General features: G+C 61.6%; 11 protein-coding genes. 3 read left to right on the top strand and 8 right to left on the bottom strand.

Annotated features, from left to right (window positions below; all coding sequences use genetic code 11):
• Positions 1-624 precede the first annotated feature (624 nt).
• The 3 genes from INQ47_RS24175 to INQ47_RS24165 all read right to left on the bottom strand — a co-directional run bounded on the left by INQ47_RS24175 (position 625) and on the right by INQ47_RS24165 (position 4,643).
• Positions 625-3,054: a TonB-dependent siderophore receptor gene (locus INQ47_RS24175; protein WP_404702787.1), complete on the bottom strand. Its 2,430-nt coding sequence runs from the start codon at positions 3,052-3,054 to the stop codon at positions 625-627.
• A 108-nt stretch (positions 3,055-3,162) separates the two neighbouring features.
• A complete protein-coding gene (locus tag INQ47_RS24170; RefSeq protein ID WP_404702786.1) occupies positions 3,163-4,125 on the bottom strand; it encodes a FecR family protein in 963 nt (320 codons plus the stop codon).
• Between the two features lie 20 nt (positions 4,126-4,145).
• Positions 4,146-4,643: an RNA polymerase sigma factor gene (locus INQ47_RS24165; RefSeq protein ID WP_012051258.1), complete on the bottom strand. Its 498-nt coding sequence runs from the start codon at positions 4,641-4,643 to the stop codon at positions 4,146-4,148.
• 494 nt (positions 4,644-5,137) lie between these two features.
• On the opposite strand from INQ47_RS24165, the gene INQ47_RS24160 reads away from it, so the two are divergent.
• The gene (locus tag INQ47_RS24160; RefSeq protein ID WP_021781787.1) at positions 5,138-6,301 is read left to right on the top strand and encodes a type III PLP-dependent enzyme; all 1,164 of its coding nucleotides are present in this window, start codon (positions 5,138-5,140) and stop codon (positions 6,299-6,301) included.
• Positions 6,302-6,329: 28 nt separating this feature from the next.
• Here the strand turns inward: INQ47_RS24160 and INQ47_RS24155 are convergent, their stop codons facing one another.
• On the bottom strand, positions 6,330-7,100 hold the full coding sequence (locus INQ47_RS24155) for a tetratricopeptide repeat protein (RefSeq protein ID WP_404702785.1): 771 nt from the start codon (positions 7,098-7,100) through the stop codon (positions 6,330-6,332).
• 3 nt (positions 7,101-7,103) lie between these two features.
• Positions 7,104-7,784 (bottom strand): Fe2+-dependent dioxygenase, encoded by a 681-nt coding sequence (locus INQ47_RS24150; RefSeq protein ID WP_021781785.1) that lies wholly within the window; start codon positions 7,782-7,784, stop codon positions 7,104-7,106.
• 221 nt (positions 7,785-8,005) lie between these two features.
• Between INQ47_RS24150 and INQ47_RS24145 the strand changes: the two genes are divergently transcribed.
• Positions 8,006-10,249 (top strand): TonB-dependent receptor, encoded by a 2,244-nt coding sequence (locus INQ47_RS24145; RefSeq protein ID WP_404702784.1) that lies wholly within the window; start codon positions 8,006-8,008, stop codon positions 10,247-10,249.
• A 102-nt stretch (positions 10,250-10,351) separates the two neighbouring features.
• Positions 10,352-12,907, top strand: coding sequence for a sulfite reductase flavoprotein subunit alpha (locus tag INQ47_RS24140; RefSeq protein ID WP_252460312.1), 2,556 nt, complete (start codon positions 10,352-10,354; stop codon positions 12,905-12,907).
• Between the two features lie 653 nt (positions 12,908-13,560).
• Here the strand turns inward: INQ47_RS24140 and INQ47_RS24135 are convergent.
• The 3 genes from INQ47_RS24135 to der form a co-directional block, all read right to left on the bottom strand.
• Positions 13,561-14,352, bottom strand: a complete 792-nt coding sequence (locus INQ47_RS24135) for an amidohydrolase (protein WP_252459023.1) — start codon at positions 14,350-14,352, stop codon at positions 13,561-13,563.
• Positions 14,340-15,488, bottom strand: a complete 1,149-nt coding sequence (locus tag INQ47_RS24130; protein WP_404702783.1) for a pyridoxal phosphate-dependent aminotransferase — start codon at positions 15,486-15,488, stop codon at positions 14,340-14,342. The genes INQ47_RS24135 and INQ47_RS24130 overlap by 13 nt, the downstream gene beginning before the upstream one ends.
• Before the next feature lie 151 nt (positions 15,489-15,639).
• Complete coding sequence (gene der, locus INQ47_RS24125) at positions 15,640-17,103, bottom strand: ribosome biogenesis GTPase Der (RefSeq protein ID WP_209967917.1); 1,464 nt, start codon at positions 17,101-17,103, stop codon at positions 15,640-15,642.
• Positions 17,104-17,179: the final 76 nt, after the last annotated feature.

Here is a 17,179-nt window from a genome sequence, read left to right as displayed (position 1 = left end):
TGTAGGAGCGGGTTCACCCGCGAATACGGTAGCGGCGGCAACGGTGAGCGGCTGGTGAAATTGGCCAGCAGGCCCGGCCCTTTCGCGGGTGAACCCGCTCCTACGACGGCCTGTGTCCAACCACCGATGTGTGTCCACCACCGATCAGGTGTAGGAGCGGGTTCACCCGCGAATACGGTGGCGGCTGCGACGTTGAATGACCGGGGATATTGGCCAGCAGGTCCGACCCTTTCGCGGGTGAACCCGCTCCTACGACGGCCTGTGTCCAACCACCGATGTGTGTCCACCACCGATCAATGTGTAGGAGCGGGTTTACCCGCGAATACGGCAGCGGCGGCAACGGTGAACGACTGGTGAAATTGGCCAGCAGGCCCGGCCCTTTCGCGGGTGAACCCGCTCCTACGACGGCCTGCACCCAATCACCGATGTGTGTCCACCACCGATCAATGTGTAGGAGCGGGTTTACCCGCGAATACGGTAGCGTCGGCAACGGTGAACGGCTGGTGAAATTGGCCAGCAGGCCCGGCCCTTTCGCGGGTGAACCCGCTCCTACCCCCAAACCTAGAAGGCCTGGAGGCTTTCGGTACCCGCGAAGGGCTGCAAAACGGCCCCGGCAGCCTCGGATCAAAACCCTACACTGGCCTGCACATAGAAGGTCCGTGGTTCACCCACATAGAGGCCGGCATTGTTGTCACTGGAGCGGGTGAAGTACTGCTTGTCGAACAGGTTCTTCACCCCCGCCGCCAGCTTCAGGTTGGACCACTGCGGCCCGAATTCATAACCGCCACGGGCATGCCAGGTCACGTAGCCCGGTATATCGCCATACCGCCCGTCGGCACTCGGCTCGGTGATGTAGTCGCCATTGAAACTGCCATCGGCATTGATTCCGGTGCCGGGTGCGCGCTGCCTGGATTGGGCGTAGGCATCCAGGTTCCAGGTCCAGCGGTTGACCGCGTAACGCACTCCGGCAGTGGCCACCTGGCGTGAATAGAACGGCAGGTCTCGGCCCTTGAACCCTGGGATATCCCCTTCATAGGTCGCGCGGGTATAGGTGTAGCCACCGCTCACCGACAGCCCGTCCAGCCGCGGGTCCAGCCCGGCCAGGTCATAACGCACCGAAGCCTCGATGCCCTGGTGCTTGGTCGCACCGAGGTTGGTCCAGCCCACGTCGTTGCTGATGTACTGCAGCTCATCATCGAAGTCGATGTAGAACGCCGTCAGCTCACCGGCAAAGCTGCCATTGTCATAACGGGTACCGATTTCGTAGGTCTTGGCTTTTTCCGGCTCCAGGCCATTGGCCGTACTGTTGCCAGAACCGCCCTGGCCCAGCTGGAAGTACTGCAGGCTACCGAACGAGGTTTCGTAGTTGGCGAACACCTTCCAGGCATCGGAAACGTGATACATCACGCTCAGCGCCGGCAAAGGCTCGTTGCTGGTGATGCTGCGCTTCTTCTCGGCTACCGGAAGGTTGTTGGCGCCCAGCACCGGGCGGTCGCGCCAGTCGGTATTGATATGCTCGAAACGCACGCCAGGGGTGATGGTCCAGTTGCCCACGTCGATCTTGTCGTCGATGTAGTAGGCGCTGGCCTCGGTGCCGCCGCTGCGGTCCTGGAACACGTGGCCGTCGGAAGTCGGGGTCTCCGTCGGCACGTTGTCGATCAGCGCCAGCCGAGTCGTCTGTTCGCGCATCGCTTCCTTCAGGTAACGGTAACCGACACTGACTTCCTGGGTGGTTGGGCCGGCAAAGAAGATGCGCGACACACGGGGTTCGATGGCAAAGGTGTGGTAGTTGCGCGGGTACGACGACAACGTCTTCATGTCCCGCGAGGCAATGGTGCTGCCCCGGAAGCTGTCGGTGTAGTAGGTCAGCACTTCGAACTGGGTGGCATCGTCGAGCTGCCGCTGCCATTTGAACGACACATCCTTGCGCCGGCCCGCGAAGTAGTCGTAATCGCGCAGCGACTGGTACGGGTTGCTGTCGTATTGGGCCTGGGTCAGGCCACCCGGCATGTCGGCACGGCCATCGTAATAATGGAAGTTGAGCCAGAACTCATCGACATCGGTTGGCGCCCAATGCGTCTTGAGGATAACGTCGTCGATGTCGTTGCCGTTGTTGCTTTCACGGTAACCGTTGCCATTCACCCCGGTGTACAGCAGCGCCACGCCCATGCCATTGTCGGCCGTGCCGCCGACGAAGGCTGACTCGGTGTGTTTCCAGCCACCGTGCCGGGAGGTTTCCAGCGTGGTGGACAGCTCTGCCGAGGCCTTTTGCGGAATCGCCCGGGTTACGAAGTTGATCACCCCGCCCACGTTCTGCGGGCCGTAGCGCACCGAACCGGCACCGCGCACGACGTCGATGCTGTCGAGGTTGCCAGAGGAAATCGGTGCCATCGACAACTGTGGCTGGCCATACGGCGCGAAGGCGGCCGGGATACCATCGATCAGTACCGTGGAGCGCGGCGACAGGCGCGAAGTAAGGCCACGCACGCCCACGTTCAGCGACAGGTCGCTGCCACCGGTTCCGTTGGAGTCCTGCACTTGCACGCCAGGGATGCCGCGCAGCACGTCGCGCACGTTCATTGCGCCCTTCTCCACCATTGCCTCGCGGCGTACCACGGTGCGTGCCCCGGGATGGTTCTGTACCACGCTCTGCTGGGCATCCCCCAGCCAGTCACCGACCACCTTGATATCGGTGGGTGCCAGCTCCAGGCTGCCGCTGCCCAGGTCAAGGGTAGTCGGCAGAGGCTTCACCACAACGGTGTCGCGGGACATCTCGAAGGTGAGCCCGCTGCCTTGCAACAGCTGTTGCAGCGCCTGCACCGGCGTCAGGTTGCCCGATACCGCCGGGGCCTGTTTGCCGGCGACCAGCTCGGGGCTGAAAAACAGCTGCAGGCTGGTCTGCTGGCCGAGCTGGTTCAGCGCCGAACCCAATGGCTGGGCCTGGATGTGGAGGGCATTAGCGGCCTCTGCGGCCTGGCTGCCAACGGCCACAGTGCTGACCGCCAGGGCCAGCGCCAGGGCGCGAAAGCGTGGGAGAGGTTTGTTGTTGTTCACGTCGTCGAAACATCCTGGAATGCGGAATAAACGCCAACCGCGTGCAAATGGAAATGCTTGGCAGTTGCAGCTGGCGAGGAAGACGAACGAGTGAAAAAAAACCTGAATCTATTTGGCGATTATTTCGCTGGAGCCGTCTTCATGGGCTTTGATGGCCACCGGTAGAATGCTCGGCAAGGCCCGCAGCAGAGCATCTGTATCGTTGGTACTGAAGGTACCGGACAGGCGCAGCCGGGCGACTTTCCCAGGGGCGACCCGCAATGGCTGGCTACGGTAGCGAGAAGCTTCGGCCACTACTTCGGCGAGGGTTGCGTTGTCGAACACCAGCTTGCCCTGTCGCCATGCGGTCATGGCGCCGGTGTTGACCGCATAGGGTGCGGCGACCAGGCCCTGTGCATCTATATGCGACCCCTGCCCGGCCGACAGTTGCGCCGGCGAGTCACCCTTGCCCTGCACCCGCACCGACCCCTGCTCCACCGCCACACGGGTGCTGGCTGGGTCCAGGCGGACGTCAAAGCGGGTACCTGTGACGACCACACTGCCCTGGGCAGTGTCGACCACAAACGGCCGGTTACTGTCATGGGCGACGCTGAATATCACTTCACCGGCGTTCAGGCGCACGTGCCGCCGGCCGGCGCTGAACTCGACCTGCAACTGCGTGTTGCCATTGAGCTCCAGATGCGAGCCATCCGGCAGTTCGACCTGACGGCGCTCATTGAAGGCCGTCTGCAGGCTGCCCTGATGGTTCAGTTGCAGGTGGTGCCAGCCGCCCCAGCCCAGGCCCAGCGCCACTACCGCGACACTGGCGGCCAACGCCTGGCGCATGAAACGTCGTCGTGGCAGCTGCTGTACCGGGTCTGGCTGGCACAGCGCCTCCAGGTGCTGACGTGGAATGAAGTCGGCGGCCTGCCACACGCGGCACAGATGCTCGTATTCGTCCCGGTGGTGCTCGTCGCTCGCCAGCCAGGCACGCAACTGCTTGTGCAGCCCGGCATCCCGAGGTGCGTCCTGCACGCGGGCGAACCATGCGGCCGCCTGCTCGCGGACGGCATCGGTACCGTGCTGTTCCATCGAAAAGATCTCCTGACTCTTCATGCCGACACATCCAGGTGCTCACGCAAGTGCCGGAGCGTGCGGATCATATACTTTTCGACCATGTTCTTGCTCAACCCCATGCGCTCGGCAATCTCGGCCTGGGTCAGGCCTTCGAGCTTCTGCCAGATGAACACCTGCCGGCAGTTGAGTGGCAGCTCGGCCAGGGCCCGCTCAACGCTGTCGGCCAGCTCCAGGGCATGCACGTAGGCTTCCGGGTCGCCACTGCCGGTTGCGCCTTCTTCGAAGGCTTCCCGCTCCAGCGCCTGGCGGCGGTCCTCGCGACGGAAGCCATCCACAGCGATGTTGCGCGCAGCCTGATGCAGGTAGGCGCGTGGCTGCTCAACCTGCTCGCGCGGGGTTTCCAGTACCCGTACAAAGGCATCGTGGGTGAGGTCCTCGGCCTGCTGCCGACTGCGCAATTTGCGCGTCCAGGTGCCGATCAGCTCATGGTAGTGGTCGAGGAAGCCTTTGTGTCCGGACACGGTCGGGGTCATCAGGGAGGCAGATAAGGGTGCGAATAGTAATGTTTCGCATCAAAAGCAGCAAATCCGCCAGTCGGTAACAAAAAATTTATGGGCGATTTCCTGTACGGAGGTACCAGGAAAATGTGGCCATAAATATGAACACCTCCGGCCCTTTCGCGGGCAAGCCCGCTCCCACATTGAACACGTATCCCCTGTGGGAGCGGGCTTGCCCGCGAAGGGCCCAACACGCTCCATTCCACAATTTTTTACGCTTGAAAGATCGCAGGGAACATCAGCCGGTCACACGAGTCGGTTATTCAAATGGCTGGTCGTCGATCCACGTCGACCACGCCCGGATTGCCTGTTGATTCTGCATTCTTCACGCCCTAAAGTGCGCGCCGAACGTCCATGCTGGAAACGATCCATCCGGCTCAAGTACTGAGTAGGCGAACCAAAGTGGGGATACGGAGGACGTTCAGTTTGCAGCCACTTAATCTTTCAGTTTGCCCATGGAGTCCCTGAGCATGTCGATCCAGGTCGAAGACTATTTCGCGCGTGAAACCTTCCAGAAAATGAAGGCGTTCGCTGACAAGCAGGAAACCCCGTTCGTACTCATCGACACCCAGATGATCAGCCAGGCGTATGACGACCTGCGCGCCGGTTTCGAATTTGCCAAGGTCTACTACGCGGTCAAGGCCAACCCGGCCGTGGAAATCATCGACCTGCTCAAAGAGAAAGGTTCGAGCTTCGACATCGCCTCGATCTACGAACTGGACAAAGTACTGGGCCGCGGTGTCAGCGCTGACCGTATCAGCTACGGCAACACCATCAAGAAGTCCAAGGACATCCGCTACTTCTACGAGAAGGGCGTGCGCCTGTACGCCACCGACTCGGAAGCCGACCTGCGCAACATCGCCAAGGCCGCACCGGGCTCGAAAGTGTATGTGCGCATTCTGACTGAAGGCTCCACCACTGCCGACTGGCCACTGTCCCGCAAGTTCGGCTGCCAGACAGACATGGCCATGGACCTGCTGATCCTCGCCCGCGACCTGGGCCTGGTGCCTTACGGCATCTCCTTCCACGTGGGTTCGCAGCAACGCGACATCAGCGTGTGGGACGCCGCCATCGCCAAGGTCAAGGTGATCTTCGAGCGCCTGAAAGAAGAAGACGGCATCGAACTGAAGCTGATCAACATGGGTGGTGGCTTCCCGGCCAACTACATCACCCGTACCAACAGCCTGGAAACCTACGCCGAAGAAATCATCCGCTTCCTCAAGGAAGACTTCGGTGACGAACTGCCGGAAATCATCCTCGAGCCTGGCCGTTCGCTGATCGCCAACGCCGGTATCCTGGTCAGCGAAGTGGTGCTGGTCGCACGCAAGTCGCGTACCGCCGTCGAGCGCTGGATCTACACCGACGTAGGCAAGTTCTCCGGCCTGATCGAAACCATGGACGAAGCCATCAAGTTCCCGATCTGGACCGAGAAGAAAGGCGAAGCCGAAGAAGTGGTCATCGCCGGCCCGACCTGCGACAGTGCCGACATCATGTACGAGAACTACAAGTACGGGCTGCCGCTGAACCTGGCCATCGGTGACCGCCTGTACTGGCTGTCGACCGGCGCCTACACCACCAGCTACAGCGCAGTGGAATTCAACGGCTTCCCGCCGCTGAAGGCTTACTACCTGTAATGCACAACGGGGCCGAAAGGCCCCGTTTTCATGTGTGCTCTCCTGTACCGGCCTCTTCGCGCCGATCGATTTCCTCGGCATACCGCGCCGCAAAGGCCATCAACACCGGCCCCGCGTCCTGCAGGGTTACCAACGCAGCACGCAGGAAATTCATGTTCCCCGCAACCCGGGCCTGCTCCAGCCACTGCCCTGCCTCGGCCAACTGCCCACGCTCGACCAGCACCAGCGCCAGGCTGAACATCCCGCGAAAATCCCCCGCCTCGGCCGAACGCCGATACCAGCGCACCGCCCGCGCCGGGCTGGGCGCCGTGGCGATGCCCTGCTCCAGGTAACGCCCATACAGGTTCATCGATTTGGCATGCCCCAGCTGTGCAGCCTTCTCGTAGCACATCAGCGCCTGCACCTGATTGACCGGCACCCCACGCCCGGTCGCCAGAAGGTTGCCCAGGTTATACAGGCCCCAGTCCAAACCGGAATCGGCCGCACGGGCGTAGTGAACGGCAGCCTGCGCCAAATTCACCTCACCACCCCAACCATGCTCCAGGCAACGCCCGAGCATGTTGTGCGCCATGGCATTCCCCCCCTGTGCAGCGATACCGAACCAGCGCCGGGCGACGGTGGCATCCTGCTGGATGCCAAGCCCATCCAGCAGGATCTGCCCCAGCAGCAACTGCGCCTCGACCGCACCCTGCCCCGCTGCCGCCAGAATTGCCTGGGCGGCCTTGCCGGGGGATTCCTCGAGCATGGCCTGCAAGCCGGCCAAATCCACCACTTCCTCACGCCGCAGCAGGTAGGACACGGCTCAGACCTCAGCCCAGCGGCGCAGCAAGTTATGGTAGGTGCCCGTCAGCTGCAACAACGAAGGATGGTCCGGCACATCGGCAGTCAGTTGCTGGATTGCGTTGTCCATCTCGAACAGCAGCGTCCGCTGGCTGTCATCGCGCACCAGGCTCTGGGTCCAGAAGAATGCGGCATAGCGTTGGCCACGGGTCACCGGGTTGACCTTGTGCAAGCTAGTGCCGGGGTACAGCACCATGTCACCGGCGGCCAGCTTGACCTGCTGCACGCCATAGGTGTCCTGGATCACCAGCTCACCGCCGTCGTAGCTTTCCGGGTCGCTGAGGAACAACGTGGAAGACAGGTCGGTACGCACCCGCTCCGGGCTGCCCTTGGGCTGGCGCAGGGCGTTGTCGATGTGGAAGCCGAAGTTGCCACCTTCGCGGTAGCAATTGATCAGCGGCGGGAACACTTTGTGCGGCAACGCTGCCGACATGAAGCGCGGGGTTTTCCACAGGCGGTCGATCAACGCAGTGCCAATTTCCTTGGCCAGCGCATGGCCTTCCGGCAACTGCAGGTTGTGCTTGGCCTTGGCCGACTGATAACCCGCCGTAAGCTTGCCATCGGCCCAGTCGGCCTGCTCCAGCGCCTCGCGAATACGGGCCAGTTCATCAGCGTCGAACAGACCTGGGATGTGAAGCAGCATGGCAACAGCACCGTTGGGAAATGTAAAGGCTCAATGATATTGATTCCCTTTTGCGCTACACAAGCCCCATTCGCCAGTTAAGACGTTTCAGCTGCATGAAACCGTAAAGACAAATTGTAAAGATTGTAAATTCTTCACGAATGGTAACGAATCTCAATTGTTAGTCAAAATTGCTTACATTAAGATCCACCGCCTCGAAACCTTGGGGAAGGTCCTTACCAATGCGTCATTACGTGCCATCTGCTGTGAGCTCACAACGCCTGCTTGCGTCCGCCATTGGCGTTGCCATCTCTGCTGCATCGACTGCTCAGCTTGCATATGCAGATGATCAGGCTGCTGATTCTGTCATTTCACTCGACGCAACCAGCGTCAACGCGGCACAGGATGTCACCAGCTACAAGACGGACACCGCCAGCTCGAAGAAGTACACCGCCCCGCTGCGTGAAACACCGAAGAGTGTCACGGTGATCCCTCAGCAAGTCATTCGTGACACGGGTGCGACGTCCTTGGTAGACGCCTTGCGTACAACCCCAGGCATCACTTTTGGCGCAGGCGAAGGCGGCAACCCAGCGGGTGACCGCCCTATCATCCGCGGCTTCAACGCCGAAAGTGACGTATTTGTCGATGGCATGCGCGATGTCGCATCCCAAAGCCGGGAGATCTTCAACGTGGAGTCCATTGAGGTCGCAAAAGGCCCTGGCTCCGCTTTTACCGGTGCTGGCTCGACGGGCGGGAGCCTCAACCTGGTCACCAAGAGCGCAAAACTTGGCGATAGCTACAACGGTGGGTTCACTTGGGGTTCAGACCAGACCAAACGCACCACACTGGACTTGAACAAGCAGCTGACCGACACCTCTGCCTTTCGCTTGAACCTGATGAAGCACGAAGCCAACGTCGCCGGTCGTGACGATGTGGATGTGAGCCGTTGGGGAGTGGCGCCGTCGTTCGCTTTTGGCTTGGGCACCGATACACGGGTCACAGTGGGTTACTACCACCTGAAAACCGACGATATGCCTGACTACGGCATCCCGCTGAATCGCAGCGCCACGCGCAGCAAATACAATGTAGATGGCCCGGCTCATGTTGACCGCGACAATTTCTACGGTTTGAACAGCCGCGACTACCGCAAGACCAGTAACGACAGCGGCACGATCCGTATCGAACATGACCTGAACGAAAACCTGACACTGTCCAACAGCTTCCGCATGTCGCGCTCGACCCTCGACTACATCGTGACCAACCCGGATGACAGTAAAGGTAACGTCGCCAACGGTACGGTCTATCGCGCCACCAAGAACCGCAATTCGACGTCCAAAGGTTGGGTGAACCAGACCGACCTGAGTGCCAAGTTCAATACCGGCTTCATCGAGCATAGCCTGGTGACAGGCCTGGAATTCACCTACAGCGACACGCATAACCGCGGGTATGTCGTCACCTCGGCCGCTGGCACAGGCACTGTCTGCACCCCCGCCTTGCTGGCTTCGGGCGACTGCACCAGCCTCTACGACCCATCCCCGGATGACGGCTGGTCTGGCACGATTACCGACAGCCAAGCCTTCACCGATACGGATACGAAAACCAGCGCTGCCTACGTATTCGACACACTGACCTTCAACGAACAGTGGTCGCTGAACCTTGGCCTGCGTTACGACGATTACCAGACCAAATCAAGCGGATACAGCACAGGTGGGCGTGGCTCGGTTGCGGGGGACTTCTCTCGCGAAAACAACGCGCATCTGTGGAACTACCAGGTTGGCGTAGTCTACAAGCCGTTGCCCAACGGCAGTATTTACGCCGCGTGGTCGACCTCCAGCAACCCGTCGGGCGAAACCAGCGGTAATGGCGACCTGGAGCTGGCGGCCAACAACAGCAACCTCGATCCAGAACGTAACCGCAACTACGAAATCGGCACGAAGTGGGACTTCTTCGACGACAACTTATCGTTGACCGCAGCCTTGTTCCGTACCGACAAAACCAACGCACGCGTCACCGATCCAGACAACGCCACTTATCAGGTGCTCGATGGCGAGCAACGGGTCCAGGGTGTGGAGCTGACCTACTCGGGTAACCTGACCAGCAAGTGGAAGGTCTATGGTGGCTACACCTATATGGAAAGCGAGATCGTGAAAACCTCTACCGCAGCGAACGAAGGCAACCACATGCCTAGCACGCCGCGTAACAACTTCACGTTCTGGTCGACCTACGACATCATTCCGCAACTGACCGTTGGTGCTGGAGCGACTTTTGTCGACTCGCGCTTCGGTGACGAAGCCAACTCGGTCGAGGTACCTTCCTACTGGCGCTATGACGCCATGGCTACCTATCGCCTGACGAAGAATGTCGACTTGCAGCTGAATGTGCAAAACCTGACCGACAAGCGTTACTTCGATCAAGTATTCGCTACGCATTACGCTCACGTAGCGCCTGGTCGAACTGCACTCATGAGTGCCAACTTCCACTTCTAATCAAGTCACCCCGAGCCCCGTTCATTCCCGTGAGCGGGGCTTTTGCGTATCAAGGCATAATGCACGCCGCGCAGGTCGCGGCAGCAACTCAAGGTGAGTAACGTGGTGAAGAAGACGCTGTTCCAATTGCACTGGTTCTTTGGCATCACCGCTGGCCTGGTGCTGGCCTTGATGGGCATTACCGGGGCACTGTACTCGTTCCAGGAAGAACTGCTGCGCGCATTCAATGCCGATGTACTCAAGGTAGAAGTACGCGCCGAAGGCGTGCTGCCGCCGGCCGAGCTGGTTAAACGGGTCGAAGCCCAGCAGCACGACAAGGTGTCGATGCTATGGGTCGACGTGCGCGAAGGCAACGCTGCACGGATCTTCTTCATGCCGGCACCGGGCGAACGCCGTGGCGAGCTGCGCTATGCCGACCCGTACACCGGCGAGCTCAAGGGTGAAGTGGCCGGGCAAGGCTTCTTCAACCTCATGCTCAAGCTGCACCGCTTCCTCGCCATGGGCGATACTGGCCGGCAAATCACCGGGGCCTGCACCTTGATGCTGGTGTTCTTCTGCCTGTCCGGCCTGTACCTGCGCTGGCCGCGCAAAGCGCTGGACTGGCGCACCTGGCTGACCTTCGACTGGGCCAAGAAAGGCCGCGCCTTCAACTGGGACCTGCACGCCGTGGCAGGTACCTGGTGCCTGCTGTTCTACCTTCTGTTCGCCCTGACCGGCCTGTTCTGGTCCTATGAGTGGTACCGCGAAGGCCTGAACAAGCTGCTGGCCGACGCGCCGGCTGCGGGCCAGCAGCAAAAACGTGGTGAAGGCCGTGGCCGGCACGGGCCGCAGAGAGTCGACAGGAATGCACCGCCGCTGGTGGTGGACTACGACGCCATCTGGACCAACCTCAAGGACGCCGCGGGCCCAGGCCTGTCCACCTACAACCTGCGCCTGCCGCCTGCTGGCGGCCAGCCGGCCAACCTGTTCTACCTGCTCGACAACGCTGCGCACCCACGTGCCTTCAATACCCTGGTCCTGGACCCGGCCACCGGCCAGGTTAAAAAGCACGACCGCTACACCGACAAGTCCTTCAAGGCGCAACTGCTGCAGAGTGTTTACGCCTTGCACGTGGGCGAGTACTTCGGCTTGCCGGGACGCATCATCGTCACCATCGCCAGCCTGACCATGCCGTTGTTCTTCGTCACCGGCTGGCTGCTGTACCTCGACCGTCGCCGCAAGAAACGTCAGGTGCGCGCAGCCCGTGGCAACGTCGCCAACAGCAACGGCAATGGCGACGGCTGGCTGATCGGCTTTGCCAGCCAGAGTGGCTTTGCCGAACAGTTGGCCTGGCAGAGCGCCAGGCAGCTGCAGGCAGCCGGCCAGCCCGTTCAAGTGCGCGCCCTTGCCCAGCTGGGTGAAAACGACCTGCGCCAGGCCCATCGCGCGCTCTTCGTGGTGAGTACCTTCGGCGACGGTGAAGCGCCCGACAGCGCCCGCGCCTTCGAGCGCAAGGTGCTCGGCCAGCCTTGGGCACTGAACAACCTCAACTATGCCCTGCTCGCCCTCGGTGATCGTCAGTACCCGCACTTCTGCGGCTTCGCTCGTCGCCTCCAGGCGTGGCTGGGGGAGCGCGGCGCCAGCAGTGCATTCAGCCCGGTGGAAGTGGACAACGCCGACCAGGCCGCCCTGCAGCAATGGCAGCAGGAACTGGCGCAACTGACCGGCGCCCAGCCGGTGGCCGCCTGGCAGCCGCCAACCTTTGCCAACTGGTCGCTGGTGCGCCGCAAACTGCTCAACCCCGGCAGCCAAGGCCAACCGGTGTACCTGCTTGGCCTGCAGGCTGCAGAACCTGCAAGCTGGGAAGCCGGCGACCTGGTAGAGATACTGCCGCTGAATGGGCAGCCACGGATCGACGCGTTCCTCAAGGGCATGGCACTGGACGCCAGCAGCCAGGTGCAGGTGAATGGCCTGAGCGAAACCCTTGCCCAGGCACTCGCTGGCCGCCAGTTGCCGATGCGTCGCGACCACCTGATCGGCTTGCAGCCGCAGGCACTGGTGGATGCACTGGTACCGATCGGCAGCCGCGAATACTCCATCGCCTCGATCGCCAGCGATGGTGTGCTGGAGCTGATCGTGCGCCAGGAACGCCACCCCGACGGCAACCTTGGCTTGGGCTCTGGCTGGCTGACCGAATACCTGCCAATGAATGGCACCCTGAGCCTGCGCCTGCGGCGTAACAGTGGTTTCCATCTGCCTGAGACCGCCGCGCCGATGATCCTGCTCGGCAACGGCACTGGCCTGGCGGGCCTTCGCAGCCTGTTGCGCGCGCGGGTCAATGCCGGTGAGCAGCGCAACTGGCTGTTGTTCGGCGAGCGTAATCGGGCGCATGACTTGCTGTGCGGCGATGAGCTGCAAGCTTGGCTGGACAACGGCGACCTGGCACGGCTGGACCTGGCGTTCTCACGCGATCAGCCCGAGAAGGTGTATGTGCAGGACGTGATGCTGCAGCAGGCCGAGGATTTCAAGCGCTGGGTGGCCGATGGAGCTTGCGTGTATGTCTGCGGCAGCCTGCGAGGCATGGCGGCTGGGGTGGATGCGGCGCTCAATCGCATGCTGGGTGAAGAAGCTGTACAGCAGTTGATCGAGGATGGGCGGTATCGGCGGGATGTGTATTGACCGGAAATCGATTCAACCAGCGCCGGCCTCTTCGCGGGTGAACCCGCTCCTACAGCGTCCTGAGCTGCGCCCCGGATGTGTGTCCACCACCGATCTGTGTAGGAGCGGGTTTACCCGCGAATACGGTGGCGGCGGCAACGGTGAACGGCGGGTGGTATTGGCCAGCAGGGCCGGCCTCTTCGCGGGTGAACCCGCTCCTACGACGGGCTGTGTCCAACCCCAGATGTGTGTCCACCACCGATCTGTGTAGGAGCGGGTTTACCCGCGAATACGGTGGCGGCGGCAACGGTGAACGGCGGGTGGATATTGGCCAGCAGGGCCGGCCTCTTCGCGGGTGAACCCGCTCCTACGACGGCCTGTGTCCAACCCCAGATGTGTGTCCACCACCAATCTGTGTAGGAGCGGGTTACCCGCGAATACGGTGGCGGCGGCAACGGTGAACCGCGGGTGGTATTGGCCAGCAGGGCCGGCCTCTTCGCGGGTGAACCCGCTCCTACGACGGGCTGTGTCCAACCCCAGATGTGTGTCCACCACCAATCTGTGTAGGAGCGGGTTTACCCGCGAATACGGTGACGGCGGCAACGGTGAAGGGCCAGGGAGATTGGCCACCAGGCCCTTTCGCGGGCAAGCCCGCGAAGAAGCCGGCGCTGCTGTCAGTGCAGCTCGAAGGTATCGGCATCCAGGTTGGCCGGGAACTTGGCCCGGTACGCCGCCAGTTCCGACGCGCTCAGTACTGCAGTGAACACCCCGTCCGCCTCCCCGGCACTGAGCAGGCTCTCACCCTGGAAATCCAGCACCTGGCTGTCACCAGAATAAGCAAAGCCTTTACCGTCTGTGCCCACCCGGTTCACCGCCGCCACATAGCACAGGTTCTCGATGCCCCGGGCCGGTAGCAGGCGGTTCCAGTGCTGGCGGCGCGCGGCCGGCCAGTTGGCGGTGTACAGCAGCAGGTCGGTGTCCTGGGCGTCGCGGCTCCACACCGGGAAGCGCAGGTCGTAACAGATCAGCGGGCGAATCCGCCAGCCCTTGACCTCGAACTGCACCTGCCGCTCGCCTGGGGTGTAATATTTATGCTCACCGGCCATGCGGAACAGGTGGCGCTTGTCGTAGTGCAGAATCTCGCCGTCCGGCCGCGCCCACAACAGGCGGTTGCGGTGGCTGCCATCGGCCGCCTGGATGATCACACTGCCGGTAATCACCGCATTGTGCTTCTTCGCCTGGGCTTTCAACCATTTGTAGGTCGGACCGTTCTCCTGCTCGCACAGGCTTTCCGACTGCATCGAAAAGCCGGTGGTGAACATTTCCGGCAGGATCACCAGGTCCACCTCGCCCACCTGTTCCAGCAGCACCTCAAAGTGCGCGTAGTTGGCCTCGCGGTCGTGCCAAGCCAGGGTGGTTTGCACCAGGGCGACTTTCAGGTTCGGCAGTGTACTCAGATCGCGCATAGTCTTTCCGCTGCCTGACGCAGCGTCTCCTCTCGTTTGGCAAAGCACAGGCGCACCAGGCGTTGCTCGGGGATGGGTTGCTGGTAGAACACCGATACCGGGATGGTCGCCACGCCGTGCTCACGTGTCAGCCACAGCGACATGTCGACGTCGTTCAGGTCCGGGCGGATTTGCGAATAGTCCACCAGCTGGAAATAAGTGCCCGTCGTGCGGGTAAAGTTGAAACGCGAGCCTTCCAGCAAGCCGCAGAACACGTCGCGCTTGGCCTGGTAAAAGGCTGGCAACTCATCAATATGCTCGGGGTGCTCGGCCATGAAATCGGCCAAGGCACACTGCAGCGGCGTCACCCCACAGAAGTTGACGTACTGGTGCACTTTGCGCAGCTCGGCGCTCAGGGCAGGCGGTGCGATCACGTACCCGGTCTTCCAGCCGGTAACGTGGTACGTCTTGCCGAACGAACTGACCACGAAGGCACGCGAGTACAACTGCTCATGGGCCAGCACGCTGGCGTGGCGTACGCCGTCGTAGACCAGGTGCTCGTACACTTCATCGCTGACCAGGTAGATATCGCGGTCGGCAATAAGTGCGGCCAACTGGTCGAGGTCTTCGCGAGTGATCAGCGCGCCGCTGGGGTTGTGTGGCGAGTTGAGGATGACCATGCGCGTGCGCGGGCTCAAGGCATCGCTGAATTTCTGCCAGTCGATACGGAAGGTGCCGTCGCTCAACTGCACATGAACACAGCGGCCACCGGCCAGCTCCACCGACGGCTCGTAACTGTCGTAGCAGGGATCGAAGACGATCACTTCGTCACCGGCATGTACCACCGCCTGGATGGCACAGAAAATAGCCTCGGTGGCGCCGGGGGTGATAGTCACTTCCTGATCGGCATCCACCCTGGCCCCATATAGCCGCTCGACCTTGGCCGCTACCTGCTGGCGCAAGGCCGGCAGGCCGGTCATCGGCGAATACTGGTTATGCCCGGCGGCCACGTGCCGGCCCACGCCATCAAGCAGGGCCTGCGGGCCATTGAAGTCAGGAAAGCCCTGGGACAGGTTGAGCGCGCCAGTCTGCACGGCGAGCTGGGACATGGTGGTGAAGATGGTCGTGCCGACATTCGGCAGTTTGCTGCGGATCATGGAGCCCTCTTTCCTGGGGTATATCCGGCACGGGGTGGAGTCCGAGCATAGCGGATCGAGCGGTCAGGAAAAAGGTTGAAACAATAGGGGGATTGCTCTGGATCAAGGGGCGTCTGTGGGGGCGGCTTTGCCCGCCCCCACATGGGGCGACTTAGCGCTTGTCGCGACGCTTCTTCTCGGCCTTCTTGTGGTGCGACATCAGGCGGCGTTTCTTGTTGACCTGGCGATCGGTAAGGGTGTTCTTCTTGCCCTCGTACGGGTTCTCACCGCCCTTGTACTCGATACGGATCGGCGTACCGACCAGTTTGAGCACCCGGCGATAGGTGTTTTCCAGGTAACGCGAGTACGACTTGGGAATGCTGTCGGTCTGGTTGCCGTGGATCACGATCAGCGGCGGGTTGGCACCGCCGAGGTGGGCATAGCGCAGCTTGATGCGGCGACCATTGACCATCGGCGGCTGGTGCTCGCTCACGGCATCTTCGAGAATCTGCGTCAGGCGGCTGGTCGGCCAGCGCGTGACCGCGGACTGGAACGCAGCCTGTACCGATTTGTACAAGTTGCCCACGCCCGTGCCATGCAGCGCGGAAATGAAGTGGATGTCGGCGAAGTCGACGAAGAACAGCCGGCGCTCCAGCTCGGTCTTCACGTAGGCGCGCTCACCCGGCTCCATGCCATCCCACTTGTTCAGGGCAATGACGATGGCGCGACCGGCTTCAAGGGCGAAGCCCAGCAGGTTCAGGTCATGGTCGACCACACCCTCGCGGGCATCCATGACAAAGATGACGACGTTGGCGTCCTTGATCGCCTGCAGCGTCTTCACCACCGAGAATTTCTCGACTTCCTCGTGGATCTTGCCACGCTTGCGCACCCCGGCGGTGTCGATGAAGGTGTACTTCTCGCCATCGCGCTCGAACGGGATGTAGATACTGTCACGGGTGGTGCCTGGCTCGTCGTAGACCACCACACGCTCTTCGCCGAGCATGCGGTTGACCAGCGTCGACTTGCCAACGTTCGGGCGGCCGATAATGGCGATCTTGATGCCATCCTTCTCGCTTGGGCCAGGAATGCGCACGGCTTCCTCACCTTCAGCGACGTCTTGGTCGAGGGCTTCCTCTTCGGCATCGCGCGGCAAGTGGCCAAGCACGGCTTCCATCAGGGCACTGATACCACGGCCCTGGGAGCCCGCCACCGGAATGGCGTTACCCATGCCCATTGGCGAGAATTCGGCGCGGGCAACGTCGGGGTCGATGTTATCGATCTTGTTGGCAACCAGGATCGCCGACTTGTTCCGCTTGCGCAGGTGCTCGGCGATCATCTGGTCTGCTGCGGTCATGCCCGCACGGGCATCAACCAGGAACAGCACATAGTCGGCTTCTTCGATGGCCATGAGCGATTGCTCGGCCATTTTCTCGTCCATGCCCACTTCGTCACCGGTGATACCACCGGTGTCGATCAGGATGAAGGAGCGACCCTGCCAGCTGGCATCACCATACTGGCGATCACGGGTCAGGCCCGACAGGTCACCGACGATGGCGTCGCGGGTCTTGGTCAGGCGGTTGAACATGGTGGATTTGCCGACGTTCGGGCGGCCCACCAGGGCAATTACGGGAACCATCGGCTCTCCACTCTAGAATTCTTGAAAATGCAAAGGCCGCTGCAAGGCAGCGGCCGGAGTACGGGCGGCGTGTCCT

This window comes from Pseudomonas sp. 3HC3 (assembly GCF_044904505.1).
In the GTDB taxonomy this organism is placed as follows: Bacteria; Pseudomonadota; Gammaproteobacteria; order Pseudomonadales; family Pseudomonadaceae; genus Aquipseudomonas; species Aquipseudomonas putida_Y.
This window is presented reverse-complemented; position numbering and strand designations above follow the sequence as displayed.

Excerpts from the sequence above, each read along its gene's own strand:
- INQ47_RS24170 (WP_404702786.1), bottom strand. The coding sequence starts at position 4,125 with ATGGAACAGCACGGTACCGATGCCGTCCGCGAGCAGGCGGCCGCATGG.
- INQ47_RS24165 (WP_012051258.1), bottom strand. The coding sequence starts at position 4,643 with ATGACCCCGACCGTGTCCGGACACAAAGGCTTCCTCGACCACTACCAT.
- INQ47_RS24160 (WP_021781787.1), top strand. The coding sequence starts at position 5,138 with ATGTCGATCCAGGTCGAAGACTATTTCGCGCGTGAAACCTTCCAGAAA.
- INQ47_RS24150 (WP_021781785.1), bottom strand. The coding sequence starts at position 7,784 with ATGCTGCTTCACATCCCAGGTCTGTTCGACGCTGATGAACTGGCCCGT.
- INQ47_RS24145 (WP_404702784.1), top strand. The coding sequence starts at position 8,006 with ATGCGTCATTACGTGCCATCTGCTGTGAGCTCACAACGCCTGCTTGCG.
- INQ47_RS24135 (WP_252459023.1), bottom strand. The coding sequence starts at position 14,352 with ATGCGCGATCTGAGTACACTGCCGAACCTGAAAGTCGCCCTGGTGCAA.
- INQ47_RS24130 (WP_404702783.1), bottom strand. The coding sequence starts at position 15,488 with ATGATCCGCAGCAAACTGCCGAATGTCGGCACGACCATCTTCACCACC.
- der (WP_209967917.1), bottom strand. The coding sequence starts at position 17,103 with ATGGTTCCCGTAATTGCCCTGGTGGGCCGCCCGAACGTCGGCAAATCC.